This window comes from Campylobacter upsaliensis, assembly GCF_900637395.1.
Taxonomy (GTDB): domain Bacteria; phylum Campylobacterota; class Campylobacteria; order Campylobacterales; family Campylobacteraceae; genus Campylobacter_D; species Campylobacter_D upsaliensis.
The window spans coordinates 1,195,434-1,213,254 of record NZ_LR134372.1; the positions used below are offsets into that span (position 1 = coordinate 1,195,434).

Sequence of the window (17,821 nt, forward strand, 5' to 3'; positions counted from 1 at the left end):
TTTACTCCTCATTTTTCTTCATAGAAGCGATTACTGCGTGTGCAGCTATGGCAACTCCTGTGAGCGTTAAAACGCCTATGCCTATTTTATCCGACACATTATCTGCCCCAAGTCCCAAAACAGGGTCAAATTGACGACTTGCCAAAGGCTCTTCAAAAGGTCCCATAGTATCCCAGAAATTTGGCTCCGAGCAACCTATACAGCCGTGTCCTGCTTGAATAGGCCAAGAAGTATGCTGATTAAACCTTTCTCTAGAACAATTATTAAAAGTATAAGGACCCTTACAGCCCACTTTATAAAGGCAATAGCCCTGCTTTGCACCCTCATCACCAAAGCTATGGACAAATTCACCCGCATCAAAACGCCCTCTTCTTTCACACAAATCGTGAATTCTCAAGCCATAAGCCCATTTAGGTCTATTATACACATCAAGACTAGGAAGCTCTTTAAAAAGAAGAAGTTGAAGGACATTACCCACGATATTTTTTTCGCTAGGAGGACAGCCCGGAACATTGATAATAGTTTTATTTGTTACCTTGCTTAAGGGCTGAGAATTGCTTGGATTAGGGCGCGCTGCTTGAATTCCTCCAAAGCTAGAACAAGTGCCAATAGCCAAAATCGCATAAGCATTTTCACAGGCTAATTTTGAAATTTCATAACCAGTTTTTCCGTGAGGTCCTATGGTAAGATAGCTTTCTGTATCGCCCATAGGGATACCACCTTCGACCATTAGGACATACTTACCCTTATGTTTTTCAATAGCATTTTCTAAATTTTCTTCCGCTTGCCAGCCTGAAGCTGCCATTACCGTTTCGTGATATTCTAAAGAAATATAATCAAATATAAGACTATCAATAGTCGGCGTATCGCTTCTTAATAAGCTTTCGCTACACCCAGTGCATTCAGCCATATGAAGCCACACAACAGGAAGCCTATCGGCTAATTCCACTGCCCTTGCTACCATAGGTGCAAAACTTGCAGGAAGTGCCAAAAAAGCCGTCATAGCCCCAGCCCATTTCATAAAATCTCTTCTTGAAAAACCCGCCTTTTCTAAAGCCTTAGGGATAGAGCCATTGGACTTTAAAGAAGGAAGCTTTTCAAGTGTCGCTAAGCGTTCTTTGATTTGCTCTAGATCAACCATCACTTTTCCTTTTTAAATTTTTATTCTTTAAAATAATAAAATAAAGCTTTTTAAACTTAAATTAAAAATTTAACAATCTTAAAAAAAATATTTAGAAATTAAGGTTATCCCAGCAAACCTTTTTTGAGTTTTCTTATTAGAAATCTAGCGGGGTGAATATGAGGGATAAAGTCCGCATAAAAGCCCAATGGCTCATCATTTATCAAGGCACAAAGATAACGAGCACAAAGCACACTTGAGCTAAAAGCTCTTGAACCTTGAGCAAGACTAAGATAAAGATTGGGGATATTTTGCGGAGAAATTTGAGGCTTATTTTTATGCCATAATAAGGCTTTATAATTTTGTTTATAAAATTCCTCATCATAAGCCGCACCCGCTATGCAAAATCTATCACTAGAATAAGAGCGAAATCCCACCCTAGAGCCTAAAATTTCAATCTCCTTATCGCCTTTTAAAAATTCCTTAATCTTTTCTAAATTTTCTTCATCATCTTTTCTTTGACCTTTTGGATTTGTATTAAGTCTGTCATAAGTTGCACCAATAACTTGTAAATTAGACTTTGGAGGACAAATATAAGCCTTAGATGAGAGAGGAAATTCCGTCTTAAAAAAGGGCTTTAGGTGCGTTAGCTGTCCTCTTACTCGGCTCAAAAGCATAGCTTCATAATGCAAAAAATCCTTAGCATCTGCTCCTAAAGCATAGATTAAAATCCCAAATTTACATCTTTTAGAAGCGTTTTTAAAGATAAGATTAAAGGTTTCATTTTCACGCTCATAATGACTAAAATGATGATTAAAATAAATCTTTACTCCAGCTTTTTCAAAGAGGCTTGATAGAATTTCTTTAGGATAAATATGCCCTCCATAATCCAAAAAAGCCTTATTTTGTGCAATTTGAAAATAGGCATTGTCTTTTTGCGTAAAAAATCTTTGCTGCATTTGCAAAGTATAAGCAAATTCATAAACTCCCTTTAATTTTAAGTCTAAAATTTGTCTATAAAAGCGACTCGCCTCCACAAAGGCATTTAAAGAAAAATTTCCTAAAGCACTTTGAGGATTTAAAATCAAAGAGCTTAAAATCCCGCTTTCATTAGAGCTAGCACCCTCATAAAGTGTGGCGTTTTTTTCAAAAATTTCGACCTCAAAACCCCTAAGACTAAGCTCATAAGCCAAAAGTGCGCCGCTGATACCAGCGCCTATAATGGCGACTTTTTTATTTTCAAATTTGGCAGAAACTTTTTGAAAATAAGCCTCCTTGTTTGTCATTTGCTTCTTATGTTTTAAAAAAGCCCTTACCATCTCTCTTTTTCTAAAACCCTTCACTTTTGCGACATCAAAACCACAATGTTTAAGATTTTTCTGTAAAAAAGAAGATGATGAAAAACTCAAAATTGTCGCATTAAGCTTAGATAATCTTGCGATTTCAAAAAGGGTATTTTCATCAAACATAAGAGAATTTTTACTGGGAGAAAAGCCGTCTAAATACCAAATATTTGCCTCAAATTCCAAACGCTTCAAAACACTTATATCATCAAAAACAAGGTCTAAAAAGCAGTCTTTAAAATAAAAACGATAAATCCCCTTAGCACATTTAGGATAAAAAAGTAAAAATTGCTCCAAAAGATCTTTAATTTCTTCGTAAATTCCAAGTCTTTTATAAGCCTCACGCAAAAAGCTAGGCTCTAAATAAAAACCCTCTACGCTCACATAAAAAAGCCTTTTAGGTCGCTTTTTAGTCTTTAAAAAATTTTGTAAAGTTAAAAAGAAATTAAGCCCTATGCCAAAGCCCGTTTCAGCGATGATAAAGCTTTCGCACTCTTCCCACTCAAATGCCTCCGTATAAACAAAGCGACTTTCTTCTACGCCTTCTTGCGAATTAAAATAAAAATCTTCAAAATCTAAAGAATAAGGCGTATTATCCTTAAAAATAACTCTAGCTTTTTTCATCGATTATGATAAAAATAATTTTCCACCCCATCAGCAATGCCCTTGGCTAATAAATCTTGAAAGTTTTTATTTGCAATTCTCTCGCCCTCGCTAGGATGTGTGATGTAGCCAATTTCAAGTAAAATAGCTGGCATTGAAGCACCAACTAAGACCCAAAAAGGCGCTTCTCTTACCCCACCATCAACCACCTTATAGCGCGTCCTAGTCTTAGCCAAAACGCCTTTTTGTATATCAATGGCAAGTTTGTTAGAAGCGACAATTTTTTCTCTATTTAAGAAATTTAAAATGCTTTGCTTGGAAAAATAATTCATCTCTTCAAAGTCGCCTTGATTCTCTTTTTCAGCGGCTTTTTTACTACGCTCACTTCTTGCTGGACTTAAAAAGAAGGTTTCTAAGCCTTCAGAGCTTTTGGCTCTAGAGGTGTTAGGAGCAGCATTAGCGTGTATGGATAAAAATAAATCAGCCTTTCTATCATTAGCGATTTTAGTTCTATCTCTAAGATTGATAAATTTATCCGTCGTTCTTGTATAATAAACCTTAAAGCCCCTTTTTTTAAGCTCATTGCCTATCTTTAGCGTTGTGCTTAAAACAATATCCTTTTCTTTTAAACGCTTATTTTTACTTAAAGCTCCACTATCCTTACCGCCGTGTCCTGCATCTAGGACTATGATTTTACCTGCCTTATAATTTTTATTAAGCGTATTCTTACTAGGGCTTATTTTGACTGGACTAAAGCTTTGATTTTTAGGCTCATTAAAAGCCAAAACTAAGCTTTTATCATCAATATCCTTATAAAGCCCAAATTCTTTCGCGGAGCTTAAGACCACACGAACGACCTTTGGATTATACTGGGTTACAGTAATGGCGTTTTTACCATAAGTATAGCTTTTTCTATCCCCTCCTAAAACGCCCTTAAAGCTGACGATTTGCCTATAAAATTTAGAATCTTTTGTGTTGGAAATTTCAAAATCTTCCTCATCAAGCTCCTCATCAAATTTCAAAACAACCCCATTTTCATTCTTATCCACATCAACGATATAAAGAGATTTTTTTTCACTTTTTTGAATTTTTAAATTGTTTTCTTGCTTCTCAGGCTTTTTTTCGACCTTTTGCGTTTTGATGCTTTGATTTTCCTTCGGGACATCTTTTAACTCAGTCATCAAAATGCTTACTTTTTTTTCTTCCTTTTTCAAATTTAAACTTATTTTCTCCTTAGCTCTAAGGACTATACGAACGACTTTTGGATTATATTGAGAAAGAATAATATTATAATTTTTAAATTGAAATTCCTTCCTGCCCCCCTCCAAGATCGCTTCAAAATCGATAATATGGCGGTAATTCCCCTTTTCATCTAAAACAAAGTCTTTAAATTCACTCAAATTTGCACTTAAATTAAGCTCCACTCCATTTGCTAACTTTTTGGAATTTAAGATATAAATTTTTTCCTCTTTTTTTGTCGTATCACTTTTCTTTAATTCTTCTTTTTTTACGACTTCTTTTTTGGAATTTTCCTTCACATTTTCAAATGCAGGTTTTTCCGTAGGCTTTTTATTCTCAAGTTTCACATCTTTGATAACGACTCTTCTTAAAGATTCAATATTTGCTTTTTTTATGCCACTTTCTTCAAGCTCCTTAGCATAAGATGTATCATCAAGCTTTAATGTATTGGAGCTAATGATAAGGCGTTTTAAAATTTCAACCTTTGTTTTTTCATCGTCATTAATCACGCTTTGTATATAAAGGCTTTTAAGCTGCTGATGCAACTTTACCTGCAAGTCATTTGTAGAGCCTATAAAATTTTTATCAAATTCTTCTATTTGCTTTTCAAAAGCCCCAAAACAAAAGCAAAATAATAAAAAAAGTGCGAGTAAGCTTCGCATTATTCGCCATTTACAAGTTTGTCAATAAGCTCTTTAACGCTAATGAGCTTATCTAGTCTATAACCATTTGCCCCCGTGAAAAATAGTCCCGTATCTTTCTTACCAGACCAAGCATCAAAAAGCCTATCTGCGATACAATAGCCCACCTTAGTCGCCTCCTTACCTCTACCACAAGGGCTGACACAATTGCTAATACAATTAATTTTTGGACCCATTTTTTTAGCGACTAAATCAAGCAAATTTGTCTGCACACCTCTTGCAGGGTATCCTACGGGCGATTTTATAAGCTTGATGTCTTCCTCCTTGGAGGCTAATAAAACTTCTTTAAAATTATCACTTGCATCACATTCAAAAGTGCCGATAAACCTTGTCCCCATTTGCACTCCGCTAGCACCCAAACTTAACATTTTTTCAATATCATTTTTATCCCACACGCCCCCCGCTGCTATAATAGGAAAAGAACCCCAATTTTTCGCCTCTTCAACAACAGGGGCAATTAAATTTTCTAAAGCAAAATTTGGATCTAAACATTGCTCATAAGTAAAGCCTTGATGTCCGCCACTTTTCGGACCTTCTAAAACCACAGCATCGGGCAAACGATTATAACGCCCCTGCCATCTTTTACAAATAATCTTTAAAGCCTTAACCGAAGAGATAATCGGCACTAAAGCCACATCGGGAAAATCCGCCGTAAATTCAGGTAAATTTGTGGGCAAACCAGCTCCAGAAACGATGACATTAAAGCCCACTTCACAAGCATCGTGAGCAATCCTAGCATAGTCATTACTCGCACAAAGTATATTGCAACCCAAAGGTGCGTCCCCACAAACCTTTCTAGCATTTGTAATTAAGGCTTTCAAACCCTCTTTAGAATAAAAATTTTCACTCCCATAAGGTTTAGCATTTAATTCTTTGCTAATGTGCGTTCTTTCTTCATAATAGCCCGTTCCCACAGAAGAGATAATGCCAAGCCCTCCATTTAAGGACACTGCCGAAGCAAGTTTATCCCAACTAATGCCAAGCCCCATTCCTCCTTGAAAAATGGGATATTTAATCGTATGTTTTCCTATTTTAAGGGGTTTAAAACTCATTTTTTAACCTTTAATCTAGCAAATTTTCTTTTTCCTATTTGTAAAATATACTCACCCAATTCTAGTTGCATTTGCTCGTCCTTGATTTTTTGAGAATTAACGCTTACGCTATTTGCCACTATGGCTCTTCTCGCTGCTGAAGTGGAATTTTCCAAACCACATTCAACCAAAGCCTTAGCCAGCCACACACTACCACCACTTAGCTCAAATTCGGCTATCTCACTTGGCAGGGCATTTGCACTATGCACTCTATCAAATTCAGCCTTTGCTTCATTTGCAAGCTCTTTAGAGTGAAATCTCTCCACAAGCTCTAAAGCTAAATTTTCCTTGACAATTTTAGGATGCAAAGAGCCATTTTGAATATTTTCTTTAATCATTTCAATTTCTTTTAAACTTTTTTTGCTTAATAATTCATAATATCTAAACATAAGCTCATCGCTAATGCTTAAAATTTTAGCATAAATATCCTTAGCATTTTCGGTTACACCGATGTAATTATTGAGGCTCTTACTCATTTTATTAACCCCATCAAGTCCCTCCAAAAGAGGCATCATAATGATGGCTTGTTCTTTTTTTACATCATAAATTCTTTGTAAGGTTCTACCCATTAAAAGATTAAATTTTTGATCCGTTCCACCCATTTCTATATCACTTTTTAAAGCTACACTATCATAACCTTGCAACAAGGGATATAAAAACTCACAAATGCTAATCGAGCTTTGCTCCCTAAAACGCTTCGTAAAGTCCTCTCTTTCAAGCATTCTAGCCACGCTAAAAGTCGAAGTTAGCTCCACAATCCCAGCCGCACCAAGTTCATTGAGCCATTTAGAATTAAAAACAATGTCTGTTTTGTTTTTATCTAAAATTTTAAAAACTTGACTTTCATAAGTTTTGGCGTTTTTTAACACTTCCTCTTGACTCAATTTTTTACGCGTAGCGTTTTTACCGCTTGGGTCGCCTATTTGCCCCGTAAAATCACCGATTAAAAACTGCACCCTTGCGCCGTGCTTTTGCAAAAAAGCCATTTTGCTTAAAACCACGCTATGTCCCAAATGCAAATCAGGAGCTGTTGGGTCAAACCCCGCCTTAACATAAAAATTCTCACCCTTTTCGTAATAATTTTTAATCAAATCTTCAATTCTAGCTTCATCAATAATCTCCGCACAGCCTCTTTTCACTTCTGCTAAAATTTCTTTTATATCCATAAAAACCTTTCTTTAACCCTCTTTATACGCATCATCAAGCGAAGTAAAATCTAAAAGCTTACAATTATCCTTCAACCTGTCTTTGACTCGATCCGGATTGATATTATCAGGAATTTCTATAAGCATTTCAAAATAATCTACCGAAGAATTTAAATTGCTTGATAAATTAATTGTTAATAAATTTATCTGCATTTTAGCAAGTAAAGATAAAAATTCAGCCAAAATTCCCTTTTTATTTTCCAAAGTAAGAAGCATTTTGTAAGATTTTGGCATATGAGAATCCCAAGCGATGAAAACCATATCTTTATTTTCCAACATCTTATCCGCCCTATCGCAAAGCTTATGATGCACGACTACATTACCAGCCTCCACAAAAGCCATAACCTCATCGCCCCTTTTTGGATGGCAGCAAATGTCAAATTCTACACTCGCAATTTTATGATTAGAATAAAATAAAAAATTCCCTATTTTTTGCTCTTTAATTTCATATTTATCAAACCAATACGATTTTTTACCATATTTTTTCAGCCCATTCACAGCATCCTTAAAATAAATGCTATCCTTAGCAACTTTACGAATATGACGCATTAAATTTTCTTTTTCTATCCAAGAAAGGATTTTTTCTTTTCTTTCATTAAAAACAAAACAAAGGATATTAATCGCACTAAGATAATGAATTTCTCGCATTTTTTGCTTACAAAATTCTCTAATGCTCGCTTTAGCCTTACCCGTTTTAACACTATCTATCCAAGAACAACGATAAAATTTATCATTACTTGTAACCACACGCACAATATCGCCATTTTTAAGCTCCGTTAAAAGTGAAACTTTAATACGATTAACATAAGCTGTCTTAGCGTGAAGCCCTACCTTAGTATGTACTTCATAGGCAAAATCAAGCACAGTAGCACCACGCGGCAGGGTAAAAATTTCTCCTTTAGGAGAATAAACAGCCACATCTTCAACATACAAGCTATCTTTAGCATACTCATAAAGCTCGATGGCATTATAATCTTCGGCGTTTTCTAAGTTATTTGCACTTTGCATAGAAATATCGCTAATCCAATCTAACTTCGGTGCGACCACACTGCCATCTTCTTTATATTTCCAATGTGCAGCTACGCCAAATTCGGCGATTTTGTGCATATCAAAGGTGCGAATTTGTGCCTCAATGATATTTTTTGTGTCAAAAATAGTTGTATGTATGGTCTGGTAGCCATTTTGCTTAGGCAAAGCAATATAATCTTTAAAACGCGAAACCAGAGGATTGAAATTTGTATGTAAAATTCCAAGTGCAAGATAGCAATCGCTCACTTTTTCCACTAAAATTCTTACCCCAAGTAAGTCAAGAACCTCTTCAATACCAACGCCTTTTCTTTGCATTTTAAGATAAATAGAATAGCTATGCTTAATGCGTTTTTGAATTTCAAAAGTGCCTTGTCTAAAGCCATTGTTTAAAAATAAAAGCTCGATTTTAGAGATAAATTCATTAAGCCCAAGTTGCATTTGCTGGTCGTTAGAATTGATGTAATTAAAAATTTGCTGATATTCTTCTGGCATTAAATAGCGAAAGCTCAAATCCTCCAAATAATTTTTAATGCTAGAAATTCCAAGCCTATGTGCTATGGGCGCATAAACGACTAGGGTCTCCTCACTAATGCGTTTTTGCTTATCCTCCCTTAAAGCATCAAGGGTGAGCATATTATGCAGTCTATCGCAAAGCTTAACGATTAAAACGCCTATATCCTCGATACTTGCTAAAAGCATATTGCGAAAAGTAAGGGCGGATTTGGTGAGGGATTTTTTAGACTTAGAAGAAATAAGATTATCCTCTCTTATTTCTATGATTTTAGTTAGTCCTAAAACAAGCCTTAAAACCTCTGTGCCAAATTGCTCCCTTAACTCTTCCTCCGTGCAAACGGTATCTTCTATCACATCGTGAAGTAAGGCAGCTAAAATCGTAGCCCTATTTTCACTCAAAAAAGCGACCAAACTAGCCACTAAAATAGGATGCACAGCATAAGGCTCACCACTTTTTCTAAGTTGTCCTTCGTGATATTTAATGCAACACTCAACCGCTTTTTCTAAAATCGCATCTTTTTCACAAACACTATATAAAAGTGCTTTAGCACCTTCTAAATCTTTGCAATTTTTTGTATTTTCGATTAATTCTTCAAGAAATAATTCCTCATCGAGTGCTTTCAATGAAACCCTCTAAAGCAATTTTATCTTCCGCTATCTCAAAAAGTGCTATGTCGGCAAATTTGATTTTATTTTTATCAAGGCTGACTAGGGGAACTGCTCCATTTGCTAACTGCTCGGCTCTTTGTGCCACAACCAAGGCAAGGCGGTAGCGGTCGTTGCCCATTTTTTCTAAAGCTTTTGCTGTAACTTCTTCTATTCTTTGCATACTTTCTCCTTCAAATTTAATTTTTCACAATCGAGCAAAGGCTCGTATCGCCCCGTATGATTTTAAGCAAATTTCCACTCTCAAACATATTACAAACTACGATAGGTAGAGCATTGTCCTTAGCTAAAGCTATGGCTGTATCATCCATAACCTTAATACTATCTTTCATCGCATCATCATAGCTTAGTGTGCTTAAAAACACCGCATCGTCATATTTTTTAGGATCTTTATCATAAACACCATTGACCTTAGTCGCCTTAATGACCATTTGCGCATCAATCTCTACCGCTCTTAAAATCGCCGTAGTATCTGTGGTAAAATAAGGATTACCCGTGCCAGCAGCAAAAATAACCACACGCCCCTTTTCTAAATGCCTTTGCGCCCTTCGCATAATATAAGTTTCACAAAAAGCTTCCATTTGTATGGCACTTTGCACCCTTACATCAAGCCCATAACTCTCAAGTGCTTCTTGAATAGCAATAGCATTAATCACCGTAGCAAGCATACCCATATGATCGCCACTTGTTCGTTTTATAAGTCCTCCCTTAGCCGCCAAAGCCCCTCGCATAATGTTTCCCCCGCCTATAACTATGCCAACTTCTATATCGTTTAAAATTAATTCTTTAATCTCGCAAGCAATGAATTTAAGGATAGAGTCCTCAATCCCAAAGCCCGTTTCTCCAGCCAAAGCCTCACCAGAAAATTTAACTAAAACTCTCTCCCTACTTTGCATTTTTTCTCCTTATTAATGGCTAATTATAATGAATTTTGCTTTAAAACTAGCTAATTTAAGCTAATCAATTCCAAAGGATTAATATGAAAATTCTTTTGCGTTACCTCAAAAGTCAAATCATCTTTAATTCTACCCACAACAGCACCTTTTTTAACCCTCTTTCCCACTTTAATATTAGGAGCGATTTTATCCAAATGCGCATAAATGGTATGAATTCCATCATTATGCTCGATAATAACAACTCTTTGAAGCATAGTGGTATTTTTTGCAAAAACAACCCTACCATCTAACACACTTTTAACGGTCGCATCGGCTTTTTTACTTCTTAAAACGACATTTTCATTAAAAATTTTAATATTATAAATAGGATCAACATAATTACCAAATTTTTGCTTAATGGTAAAAGAGTCAAGTGGCGCTATGGTCTTTTTCCCCGTATATCGCTTCACGGAGCTTCCCTGATAGCTTGAGCCGATTTGCCTTATTTTTTGATTATTATTAGCAAGCTTGCTGGTTTCTTCTTTTTGTTTTTTGACTTGCTCTTTTTTATCAATGATTTTAAGCTCATCTAGAGTCGCTCTTAATTCTTCTTGCTGTGCCTTTAAATTATCAAGTTTTTTTGCGTAAATTTGTCGGTCTGTTTTTTGCTGATTAATTTCTCTTATCTGTCTATTTTTAAGGCTTTGAAGTTCTTTTAATTGTTCATTATAATTTTTAAGATTAAGTCTAATTTGCTCAATTTGCTTTTGCTTATTTTCTATTAATAAATTCACACCCTCATAGTCCTTAGAAAGCTTTGAAATTTCTTCGCTTAATACCTTATCCAAGCTTCCTAAAAGCTCAAAAGCCATAAAGCTTTCCTCTCCTTCAATATAACCCTCAGGTATAGGCAAATCATAAGCAAAATCTTTAGCCATTAAACTTATAAGTTTGCTTTCCATTAAAGATTTAATTCTCAAAAGTTCTTTATTTTGATTATTTAAAGTGCTAAGTTCTTTATTTTGAACCTTAATATTGGCTTCCAATTTGCTTGTTTGAGAAGAAAGGATGTTAATTTGCTCACTTAAATTTTTAAGATTTTTCTCTCCACTTAAAATATCTTGTGCTAAATCTTCAAGCTTTTTACTAAGCTGTTGTTGTATGCGTTCATTTTCCTTTAAATCTTTCGTTTTTTCAGCTATACCATTTGCAAAAAGCAGAAGAGAAAACAAAGAAAAAAGGAATAATTTCCTCATTTTTTAACCTTAAACATCACAAAATTCACACAAAGCAAACAAACAGACAAAGTGCCTAAGAAAATCAAGCTTAAATGCAAGGCGAAATTAATCTCAGGCAAACTAATATCCACAGCCCTTAAGCTTTCTTGTATCAAAGAAAAGTGATAAATTTGTGTAAAAAAGACAAGCAAAATAATAAAAGCAATCAAACAATCCACAATTACAATCCTATAAAGCATAAAGGAGCGAAACCAAAAAGGTGCGCCAAAAAGACACATTATCTCGACCCTTTGTGTATGCTCATAAAGCCAAATTCGCATTTGCTTTAAGAAAAGTATGAAACTTAGCAAAATAATGATGAAAAGAAAAAACCAGAAAATAAATTTCATTAAAACAAGAAGAGAATAGACCTTATTATGCGTTTTAGCGAAGGTTTCGACCTTACTAATGCCCTTGATGCTTAAAAGCTGATTTTCCATCTCGTTTAATTCACTTTGAGTTGGCAAATAATCAAGCTTAATGCTATAAAATTTCGGCAAAGAATCGCGTAAAAGTTTTAAATTCTTATCTGAAATGTCATTTTTAAGCCTTTCGATCAAATTTTTAGGATCTAAAAGCTCAAAAGAAACAAAGCTATTAAGCTTTGTTTTAAGTGTATTTTCATCAAGACTTACACTACTTGTAACGATGATATTATAGTCCTTATTGACAATTTTTTCATAATGCTTTAGCGTTGCGTTAGAAAACAAAATAAACTCAAAAGCAAACATCATAAAAAGCAAGGGCAAAATCAAAGATAAATGTGTTCTAAAAAATTTCATTCATTTTTCCATTTTCTATATTAAATCTTCTGTAATTTAGTCTTAAATTACTAGGAATTCTATGCGTTACAACCACAACGCAAGTGCCTAAAAGCTCACGAGCGGACTTTAAAAGCGTCCAAATAATATCAGAAGAATACTCGTCCAAATTCCCCGTTGGCTCATCACAAAGTAAGAGCTTTGGATTATGCGCTAAAGCTCTTGCCATAGCCACTCTTTGCTGCTCACCACCTGAAAGCTGATCGGGCTTTTTATCAGCTTTGAAGGTCAAATTCACATGCTTTAAAAGCTTAGCTGCTTGCTCTTGGCAAATTTTTTTAGAATAGCCCTTAATCATTAAGGGAAGCATTACATTTTTTTCTATGCTATATTCTTGTATGAGCTTATAATCTTGAAAGATAATTCCTATCCTTTGACGCAGCTTTAAAAGTTCTAAATTTCCTATTTTTCTCATACTTGCTCCACACACTTCAAGCTGTCCTGAAAGCAATTCTAAATCTCCATAAAAAGACTTTAAAAGTGTGCTTTTACCACTTCCGCTCTTGCCCGTGATAAAAATGAAATCATCATTTTTAAAAGCAAAGCTCACTTCTTTTAATACCAACTCATCATAACCCAAAGAAAGCTTTTTTGCCTCTATAAGATTTGCCATTTTTCACCTTTTCTTTTTTTGCAATTTTGCTTTAATTTTGCTTAAAACTTAAGAAAATTGTTCAATTTTGCACTTTAATTCTCCTAATGCTTTTAAATTTTCTTGTGTTTTTAAAGGATTTTTAAAAAGAAATTCTGTCTTTTTGCCAAATAAAATATAAGCGTGTGATGGGGCATTAAAAGCTCCAAAAGCACATTTTAAAATAAAACCCTTTTCACTCTCATAAAGATTTCTAAAGCTTAAAAAATAATCTTCCCCTCTTATACTTTTCTTTTCAAACTGCTCCCAAAAAGTTCTCATTTGACTTGCATTTAAATGCAAATTTGTCAAATCAAGCTTTTCTTCGTTTTGATTTTCTTCCGGCATATCAAGTCCCCAAACGATTAAATCATAAATGTCTTTTTTCTGCTTTTTCCATCTATCTTCATATTTGCTTGAAATTTCCAATTTCTCATTTTTTTTCAGCAAAAACTGCGGCTTAGAAAAAATCAAAAATTCCTTTAAGGCAAAATCAAAATACGCATAACTATCTGTCCTAAGCTCAAATTCTCCCCTTAAAACCCTCGCACACTCCTTGCAAAACGCCTCACTTATAACCCTTCTGTGTGGCTTATCTTCCCAAGGCACGGGAAAATGTAAGAAAATTTTTTCAATGGATTTAGTCTTTAAAATACTTAATAAAAGTCTCGCATCACTTTGGATTAAAAGGACATTATTTAAATTTTGTGCCTTAGCTAATTTTGCCACTTGAGTGAGAGCTGGAGTGTAAATTTCTACTCCAAGCATTAAAATTTGAGGATTTTGCTTCGCCTTAAAGAGCAAATGTCTGCCCGAACCAAAACCGATTTCTATATAAATTTTTTCTTCTTTTTCGAGTCTTATTGAAAGCTCTTCCAAATCTCTAGCGATTAAGGGAGTTTGCTCCACTAAGGCATTATTTTTTAAGCCAAAAGCCTCATTTAAAATTCCCTCGCAAAAATTCTCCTTAAAGACCTTCAAAGCTTTTTGTAAATAGCCTATTTTAGAAGGTTTAGAGTGTTTATCTGCTTTGATAATAAAAGCGTTTTTTTCTTTTTTAATTTGCAAAAAAAAGCTTTGCTCTAAAAGCTGTATAAAAATCAGCGTAACGCTCGCATTTTCCGCCTTAAAAAGAAAGCTTACTCCGTCTTTTTCAAAAGGTAGAGTAAGCTTCTTTATACTTTTGGTTTTAAAATTTGGCATTATTGTGCTGCTTTGACCTTAGATGAGGGTGCTGAGCGTTGCCCAAGCTCATCAATAGCAATCACTTCATAACTATACTCTACTCCCGCTAAAGCTTTAATATCTCTTAGTCTTTTTTCTTTAATTCCTTTAAAAACAGCGTTTTGCTCCCCACCATAACGCTTGACTTCATATTCTACGGCTCTATTATCATTATCCGCCCACTCTAGCACAATGCCTTCGCTTGTGATTTGTGCTAAAATAATGCTAGGACTAGCAGGAAGACCCAAAGTCTTACCCTCGACACCCTTTTTAGGCATAGGACTTTCCAAGCCGTCTTTATCGACCATAGTGATTTTATATTGCTTACTTTCTCCAGCACCTTGCACTATATCTTCATAGCTGTTTTTATCTGTTTTTGCTAAAAGCGTAAAAGGTAAAAAGCTCGAGCTTGTCGCATAAATTTTAAAATAAGAAAAATCCTCATACACAGGCGAATCCCAGCTTAGCATAATCTTTCCATTAAGATCATTACTTGCACTTAAATGCGTTATTTCAGGCGGCAAAGCTTTACTAGTTGAATTTAACACTTCGCTAGGCTCACTTTGAACCCCATCAAAGGTCAAAGCACTTACTCTATATAAAAAATTTTCATTTGCCTTAACCTCATCGATAAATTCAGCACTCAAGCGGTTTTTCACTTCGCCTATTTTTGCAAATTTTTTATCCTCCACTTTCTTTTTTTCAATAATATAGGCATTAACCCTTAAATCCGTATGCGGACGCCAAATAAGCTTAATGCGTTCAGGTAAATTTGTAATCGCTTGCACAAAAGCTAAAGGCTCTGGGCGAGGCTGGGTTGCAATTTCTATTATCTGTCCTTCTTCTGAAAAATGTCCTTGCTCATTAAAAGTTTTCATCATATATTGATATTTTGTGCCACTTTCTAATTTTGTATCAACATAATGTGTTTGAAATTTGTCCTTAATAGTCGCTACAAGCTTCATTTGCGGCTCTTTTTCGCTTGAGCGGTAAAGATAAAAGCCTTGTATATTCTCACCATACAAAGGCTCCCACTCAAAAGCGACATTACTAAGATCGCTTATACTTTTAAGACTTTGCACTTTTGGCAAACTCTCATTTAACTGCGTTTGCTTAGGCGTGGTAAGTTCAGCCACACTACAAGCACTAAATAAAAGAGTTAAACTCGCCAAGCAAATGCTCAAGTGAAATCGTCTCATCATCTTCTCCTATTAAAAGTTTTTTTTCTAAAATTTCTTTAAAATCTTCCATTAAAGGCGCTTTAACAAAAACTAGCTCCTTTGTTCTTGGGTGTTTAAAATACACAAAATACGCATGTAACATCACTCTGCAAATTTCATTTCCCTTATAACCATAAAGCGTATCGCCTAAAATATGGCGGTTGATACTTGCTAAATGCGCCCTTATTTGATGCGTTCTCCCGCTAAAAAGCTTTGCTGCGATTAAATTGATATCTTTAGCAAGTGCCAAATTTATAAAAGCACTTTTAGCCTCTTTTGCCTTAATTTTTGGACTATAATTTTCTCTCTCAATCGCAATTTTTTTAATACGATTTTGCGTACTTCTTGTTAAGGCTTTATTGATGATTATTTTATCCTCTTTTAGTGGCAAGTCAATTAACGCAAGGTAAATTCGACCCAAGCTTTTATCTTGCAATTGCTCACTTAATCTTTGATGAGAAAAATTATTTTTCGCAATAATAATCGCCCCACTTGTTTCTTTATCTAGCCTATGCACAAGCCCAGCGCGAAGCTCTCCTGCCAAATTTGAAAGGGCATATTTTTTCGCAAGTAACCAATCGATTAAAGTCGCCTCCTTCACGCTACTTGCACCGTGAACAACCAAATTTTGTGGCTTATTTAAAACAAGCACATCTTCATCTTCAAAAAGAACATCAACCTCAAAATTTACTTCATATTGCGTTTTAAGTTCTTTTTGCGGCAGGGTTTTAAGCGTGATAATGTCGCCGTTTTTAAGCTTGAAGGAATTTTTATTTTGAATTTTATCATTGATTAAAACGGCATTATTTTCTATCAGTAAGCTAACTTGCGAACGACTTTGATTAAGAATTTTAGCAAGTTTGACATCTAATCTTGCCTCTTCATCAACTAAAAAAGTCTGCATTTTATTTTATCTTTCCTTAGCGTAAGATTTAAAATTCTAGCGTATAATTGCGTATTTTATCACAAAAGGCAAATTTTGTTTAAACTTGACAGAAGAATACTTACGCATTTTGACTATATCCAGCCCATACTTATCCTGCCTATCATTATGCTTTCTTTTTTTCTCATTTATGAAGCAAGTGCTAGATTAGCCGAAAAGCAGTTTATTTACATTTGTGTGGGCTTTTTGACCTTTTCTTTTTTCTTTCTTTTACCGCTTAGAAGATTTATTTGGCTTATCCCTGTGCTTTATTGGATTAATATCGCTTTGCTTTTGAGCGTAGATTTATTTGGCGTAGAAAATTTAGGAGCAAAAAGATGGCTTGCTATCCCTTTCACCTCCTTTACTATCCAGCCTTCTGAACTTTTTAAACCTGCTTTTATCTTAATGTTAGCTTATCTCATCTATCAAAATCCCCCACCAAAAGAAGGCTATGGAGTTAAAGATTTTATAAAATTAAGCTTTTTTATTCTTTTGCCCTTTCTTCTCATCACACAAGAACCGGACCTTGGAACAGCAAGCATTCTTTTAATAGTAGGCTTTGGTGTGCTTTTTATCATAGGGGTAAATTATAAAATTTGGCTTAGCATTTTTTTAGCCCTTGCCCTTGCCTCACCGCTTATTTATACACATTTTTTAAAACCCTACCAAAAGCAAAGAATTCACGATTTTTTATCCGAAAAACCAAGCCATCAAGTCGCACAATCTATCATCGCCATAGGTAGCGGAGGACTTAGCGGTAAGGTGCAAGATGAAGCTACGCAAACGCACTCTAAATTCCTACCCATTTCAACGAGTGATTTTATCTTTGCTTATGTTGTGGAGCGTTTTGGCTTTTTTGGAGCTTTATTTTTGGTGCTTTTGTATGCTCTACTCATTTTTCATTTATTAAGTTTAAATTACAAATTTAAAGAAGATTATTTCACACGCGTTGTGATTAATTGTGTCGCCTTATTTATCTTTATTTACACGGCTGTTAATATTTCTATGACCGTGGGTTTTGCACCGGTAGTTGGTGTGCCTATGCCTTTTTTTAGCTATGGAGGAAGCTCTTTTACAACCTTTATGGTCTTTTTTGGCATTTTACAACATTTAATTACCTTTAGATTTTTTTGGACGGATAAAATAAAAGGTTAAATTTCTTTTTAAGGATTTTAAGCTATAATTTCGGCTTTAAACTAAGCCAGTGGATTTATAGCTCAGTTGGTTAGAGCAACCGGCTCATAACCGGTTGGTCGCAGGTTCGAGTCCTGCTAAATCCACCATTATTTTATTCTATATTTTCACTAACCCCTTTCAAATATCTACAAAATAAGTATT

15 protein-coding genes and 1 tRNA gene are annotated in these 17,821 nt (G+C 34.9%); 2 read left to right on the plus strand and 14 right to left on the minus strand.

The features are described 5' to 3' along the window. Position 1: 1 nt before the first annotated feature. From EL158_RS06005 to EL158_RS06070, 14 genes are all read right to left on the minus strand, one after another. Entirely contained in the window at positions 2-1,141 is a 1,140-nt protein-coding gene (locus EL158_RS06005) for a hydrogenase small subunit (protein WP_027303582.1), read from the minus strand. 104 nt (positions 1,142-1,245) lie between these two features. Further along, positions 1,246-3,087 carry a bifunctional tRNA (5-methylaminomethyl-2-thiouridine)(34)-methyltransferase MnmC2/FAD-dependent 5-carboxymethylaminomethyl-2-thiouridine(34) oxidoreductase MnmC1 gene (mnmC, locus tag EL158_RS06010; protein WP_027303583.1) on the minus strand — a complete coding sequence of 614 codons (1,842 nt, stop codon included), beginning with the start codon at positions 3,085-3,087 and terminating at the stop codon, positions 1,246-1,248. Then, a complete protein-coding gene (locus EL158_RS06015) occupies positions 3,084-4,970 on the minus strand; it encodes an N-acetylmuramoyl-L-alanine amidase family protein (protein WP_027303584.1) in 1,887 nt (628 codons plus the stop codon). The genes mnmC and EL158_RS06015 overlap by 4 nt, the downstream gene beginning before the upstream one ends. Continuing rightward, positions 4,967-6,058, minus strand: a complete 1,092-nt coding sequence (locus tag EL158_RS06020) for a nitronate monooxygenase (RefSeq protein WP_027303585.1) — start codon at positions 6,056-6,058, stop codon at positions 4,967-4,969. Before EL158_RS06020 ends, EL158_RS06015 begins: the two co-directional genes overlap by 4 nt. Then, entirely contained in the window at positions 6,055-7,263 is a 1,209-nt protein-coding gene (tyrS, locus tag EL158_RS06025) for a tyrosine--tRNA ligase (RefSeq protein ID WP_027303586.1), read from the minus strand. Before tyrS ends, EL158_RS06020 begins: the two co-directional genes overlap by 4 nt. 12 nt (positions 7,264-7,275) lie before the next feature. Beyond that, on the minus strand, positions 7,276-9,468 hold the full coding sequence (locus tag EL158_RS06030; protein ID WP_027303587.1) for a RelA/SpoT family protein: 2,193 nt from the start codon (positions 9,466-9,468) through the stop codon (positions 7,276-7,278). Next, positions 9,452-9,673: a DNA-directed RNA polymerase subunit omega gene (locus EL158_RS06035; RefSeq protein ID WP_004275777.1), complete on the minus strand. Its 222-nt coding sequence runs from the start codon at positions 9,671-9,673 to the stop codon at positions 9,452-9,454. The genes EL158_RS06030 and EL158_RS06035 overlap by 17 nt, the downstream gene beginning before the upstream one ends. A 16-nt stretch (positions 9,674-9,689) precedes the next feature. After that, a complete protein-coding gene (pyrH, locus tag EL158_RS06040) occupies positions 9,690-10,406 on the minus strand; it encodes a UMP kinase (protein ID WP_027303588.1) in 717 nt (238 codons plus the stop codon). A gap of 50 nt (positions 10,407-10,456) precedes the next feature. Further along, entirely contained in the window at positions 10,457-11,641 is a 1,185-nt protein-coding gene (locus tag EL158_RS06045; RefSeq protein WP_027303589.1) for a murein hydrolase activator EnvC family protein, read from the minus strand. Beyond that, positions 11,638-12,444, minus strand: a complete 807-nt coding sequence (locus EL158_RS06050; RefSeq protein WP_027303590.1) for an FtsX-like permease family protein — start codon at positions 12,442-12,444, stop codon at positions 11,638-11,640. Before EL158_RS06050 ends, EL158_RS06045 begins: the two co-directional genes overlap by 4 nt. After that, the gene (locus EL158_RS06055; protein ID WP_004275773.1) at positions 12,431-13,096 is read right to left on the minus strand and encodes a cell division ATP-binding protein FtsE; all 666 of its coding nucleotides are present in this window, start codon (positions 13,094-13,096) and stop codon (positions 12,431-12,433) included. Before EL158_RS06055 ends, EL158_RS06050 begins: the two co-directional genes overlap by 14 nt. 48 nt (positions 13,097-13,144) lie before the next feature. Beyond that, positions 13,145-14,317 (minus strand): tRNA (guanosine(46)-N7)-methyltransferase TrmB, encoded by a 1,173-nt coding sequence (trmB, locus tag EL158_RS06060; RefSeq protein ID WP_027303591.1) that lies wholly within the window; start codon positions 14,315-14,317, stop codon positions 13,145-13,147. Further along, positions 14,317-15,537 carry a fibronectin type III domain-containing protein gene (locus EL158_RS06065; RefSeq protein WP_027303592.1) on the minus strand — a complete coding sequence of 407 codons (1,221 nt, stop codon included), beginning with the start codon at positions 15,535-15,537 and terminating at the stop codon, positions 14,317-14,319. Before EL158_RS06065 ends, trmB begins: the two co-directional genes overlap by 1 nt. Continuing rightward, positions 15,485-16,462 carry an RluA family pseudouridine synthase gene (locus tag EL158_RS06070; protein WP_027303593.1) on the minus strand — a complete coding sequence of 326 codons (978 nt, stop codon included), beginning with the start codon at positions 16,460-16,462 and terminating at the stop codon, positions 15,485-15,487. Before EL158_RS06070 ends, EL158_RS06065 begins: the two co-directional genes overlap by 53 nt. 75 nt (positions 16,463-16,537) lie before the next feature. Here EL158_RS06070 and EL158_RS06075 point away from each other — a divergent pair, with 75 nt between their 5' ends. Together EL158_RS06075 and EL158_RS06080 are read left to right on the plus strand one after the other, a co-directional pair. Further along, positions 16,538-17,638 (plus strand): FtsW/RodA/SpoVE family cell cycle protein, encoded by a 1,101-nt coding sequence (locus EL158_RS06075; RefSeq protein WP_004277653.1) that lies wholly within the window; start codon positions 16,538-16,540, stop codon positions 17,636-17,638. Positions 17,639-17,689: 51 nt separating this feature from the next. After that, positions 17,690-17,766: transfer RNA gene (locus EL158_RS06080), tRNA-Ile, on the plus strand. Positions 17,767-17,821 lie beyond the last annotated feature (55 nt).

What these genes read in the sequence shown, in the direction of transcription:
- EL158_RS06005 (WP_027303582.1), bottom strand. Translation starts at nt 1,141, where the DNA reads ATGGTTGATCTAGAGCAAATCAAAGAACGCTTAGCGACACTTGAAAAG.
- mnmC (WP_027303583.1), bottom strand. Translation starts at nt 3,087, where the DNA reads ATGAAAAAAGCTAGAGTTATTTTTAAGGATAATACGCCTTATTCTTTA.
- EL158_RS06020 (WP_027303585.1), bottom strand. Translation starts at nt 6,058, where the DNA reads ATGAGTTTTAAACCCCTTAAAATAGGAAAACATACGATTAAATATCCC.
- tyrS (WP_027303586.1), bottom strand. Translation starts at nt 7,263, where the DNA reads ATGGATATAAAAGAAATTTTAGCAGAAGTGAAAAGAGGCTGTGCGGAG.
- EL158_RS06035 (WP_004275777.1), bottom strand. Translation starts at nt 9,673, where the DNA reads ATGCAAAGAATAGAAGAAGTTACAGCAAAAGCTTTAGAAAAAATGGGC.
- pyrH (WP_027303588.1), bottom strand. Translation starts at nt 10,406, where the DNA reads ATGCAAAGTAGGGAGAGAGTTTTAGTTAAATTTTCTGGTGAGGCTTTG.
- EL158_RS06045 (WP_027303589.1), bottom strand. Translation starts at nt 11,641, where the DNA reads ATGAGGAAATTATTCCTTTTTTCTTTGTTTTCTCTTCTGCTTTTTGCA.
- EL158_RS06050 (WP_027303590.1), bottom strand. Translation starts at nt 12,444, where the DNA reads ATGAAATTTTTTAGAACACATTTATCTTTGATTTTGCCCTTGCTTTTT.
- EL158_RS06055 (WP_004275773.1), bottom strand. Translation starts at nt 13,096, where the DNA reads ATGGCAAATCTTATAGAGGCAAAAAAGCTTTCTTTGGGTTATGATGAG.
- trmB (WP_027303591.1), bottom strand. Translation starts at nt 14,317, where the DNA reads ATGCCAAATTTTAAAACCAAAAGTATAAAGAAGCTTACTCTACCTTTT.
- EL158_RS06065 (WP_027303592.1), bottom strand. Translation starts at nt 15,537, where the DNA reads ATGAGACGATTTCACTTGAGCATTTGCTTGGCGAGTTTAACTCTTTTA.
- EL158_RS06070 (WP_027303593.1), bottom strand. Translation starts at nt 16,462, where the DNA reads ATGCAGACTTTTTTAGTTGATGAAGAGGCAAGATTAGATGTCAAACTT.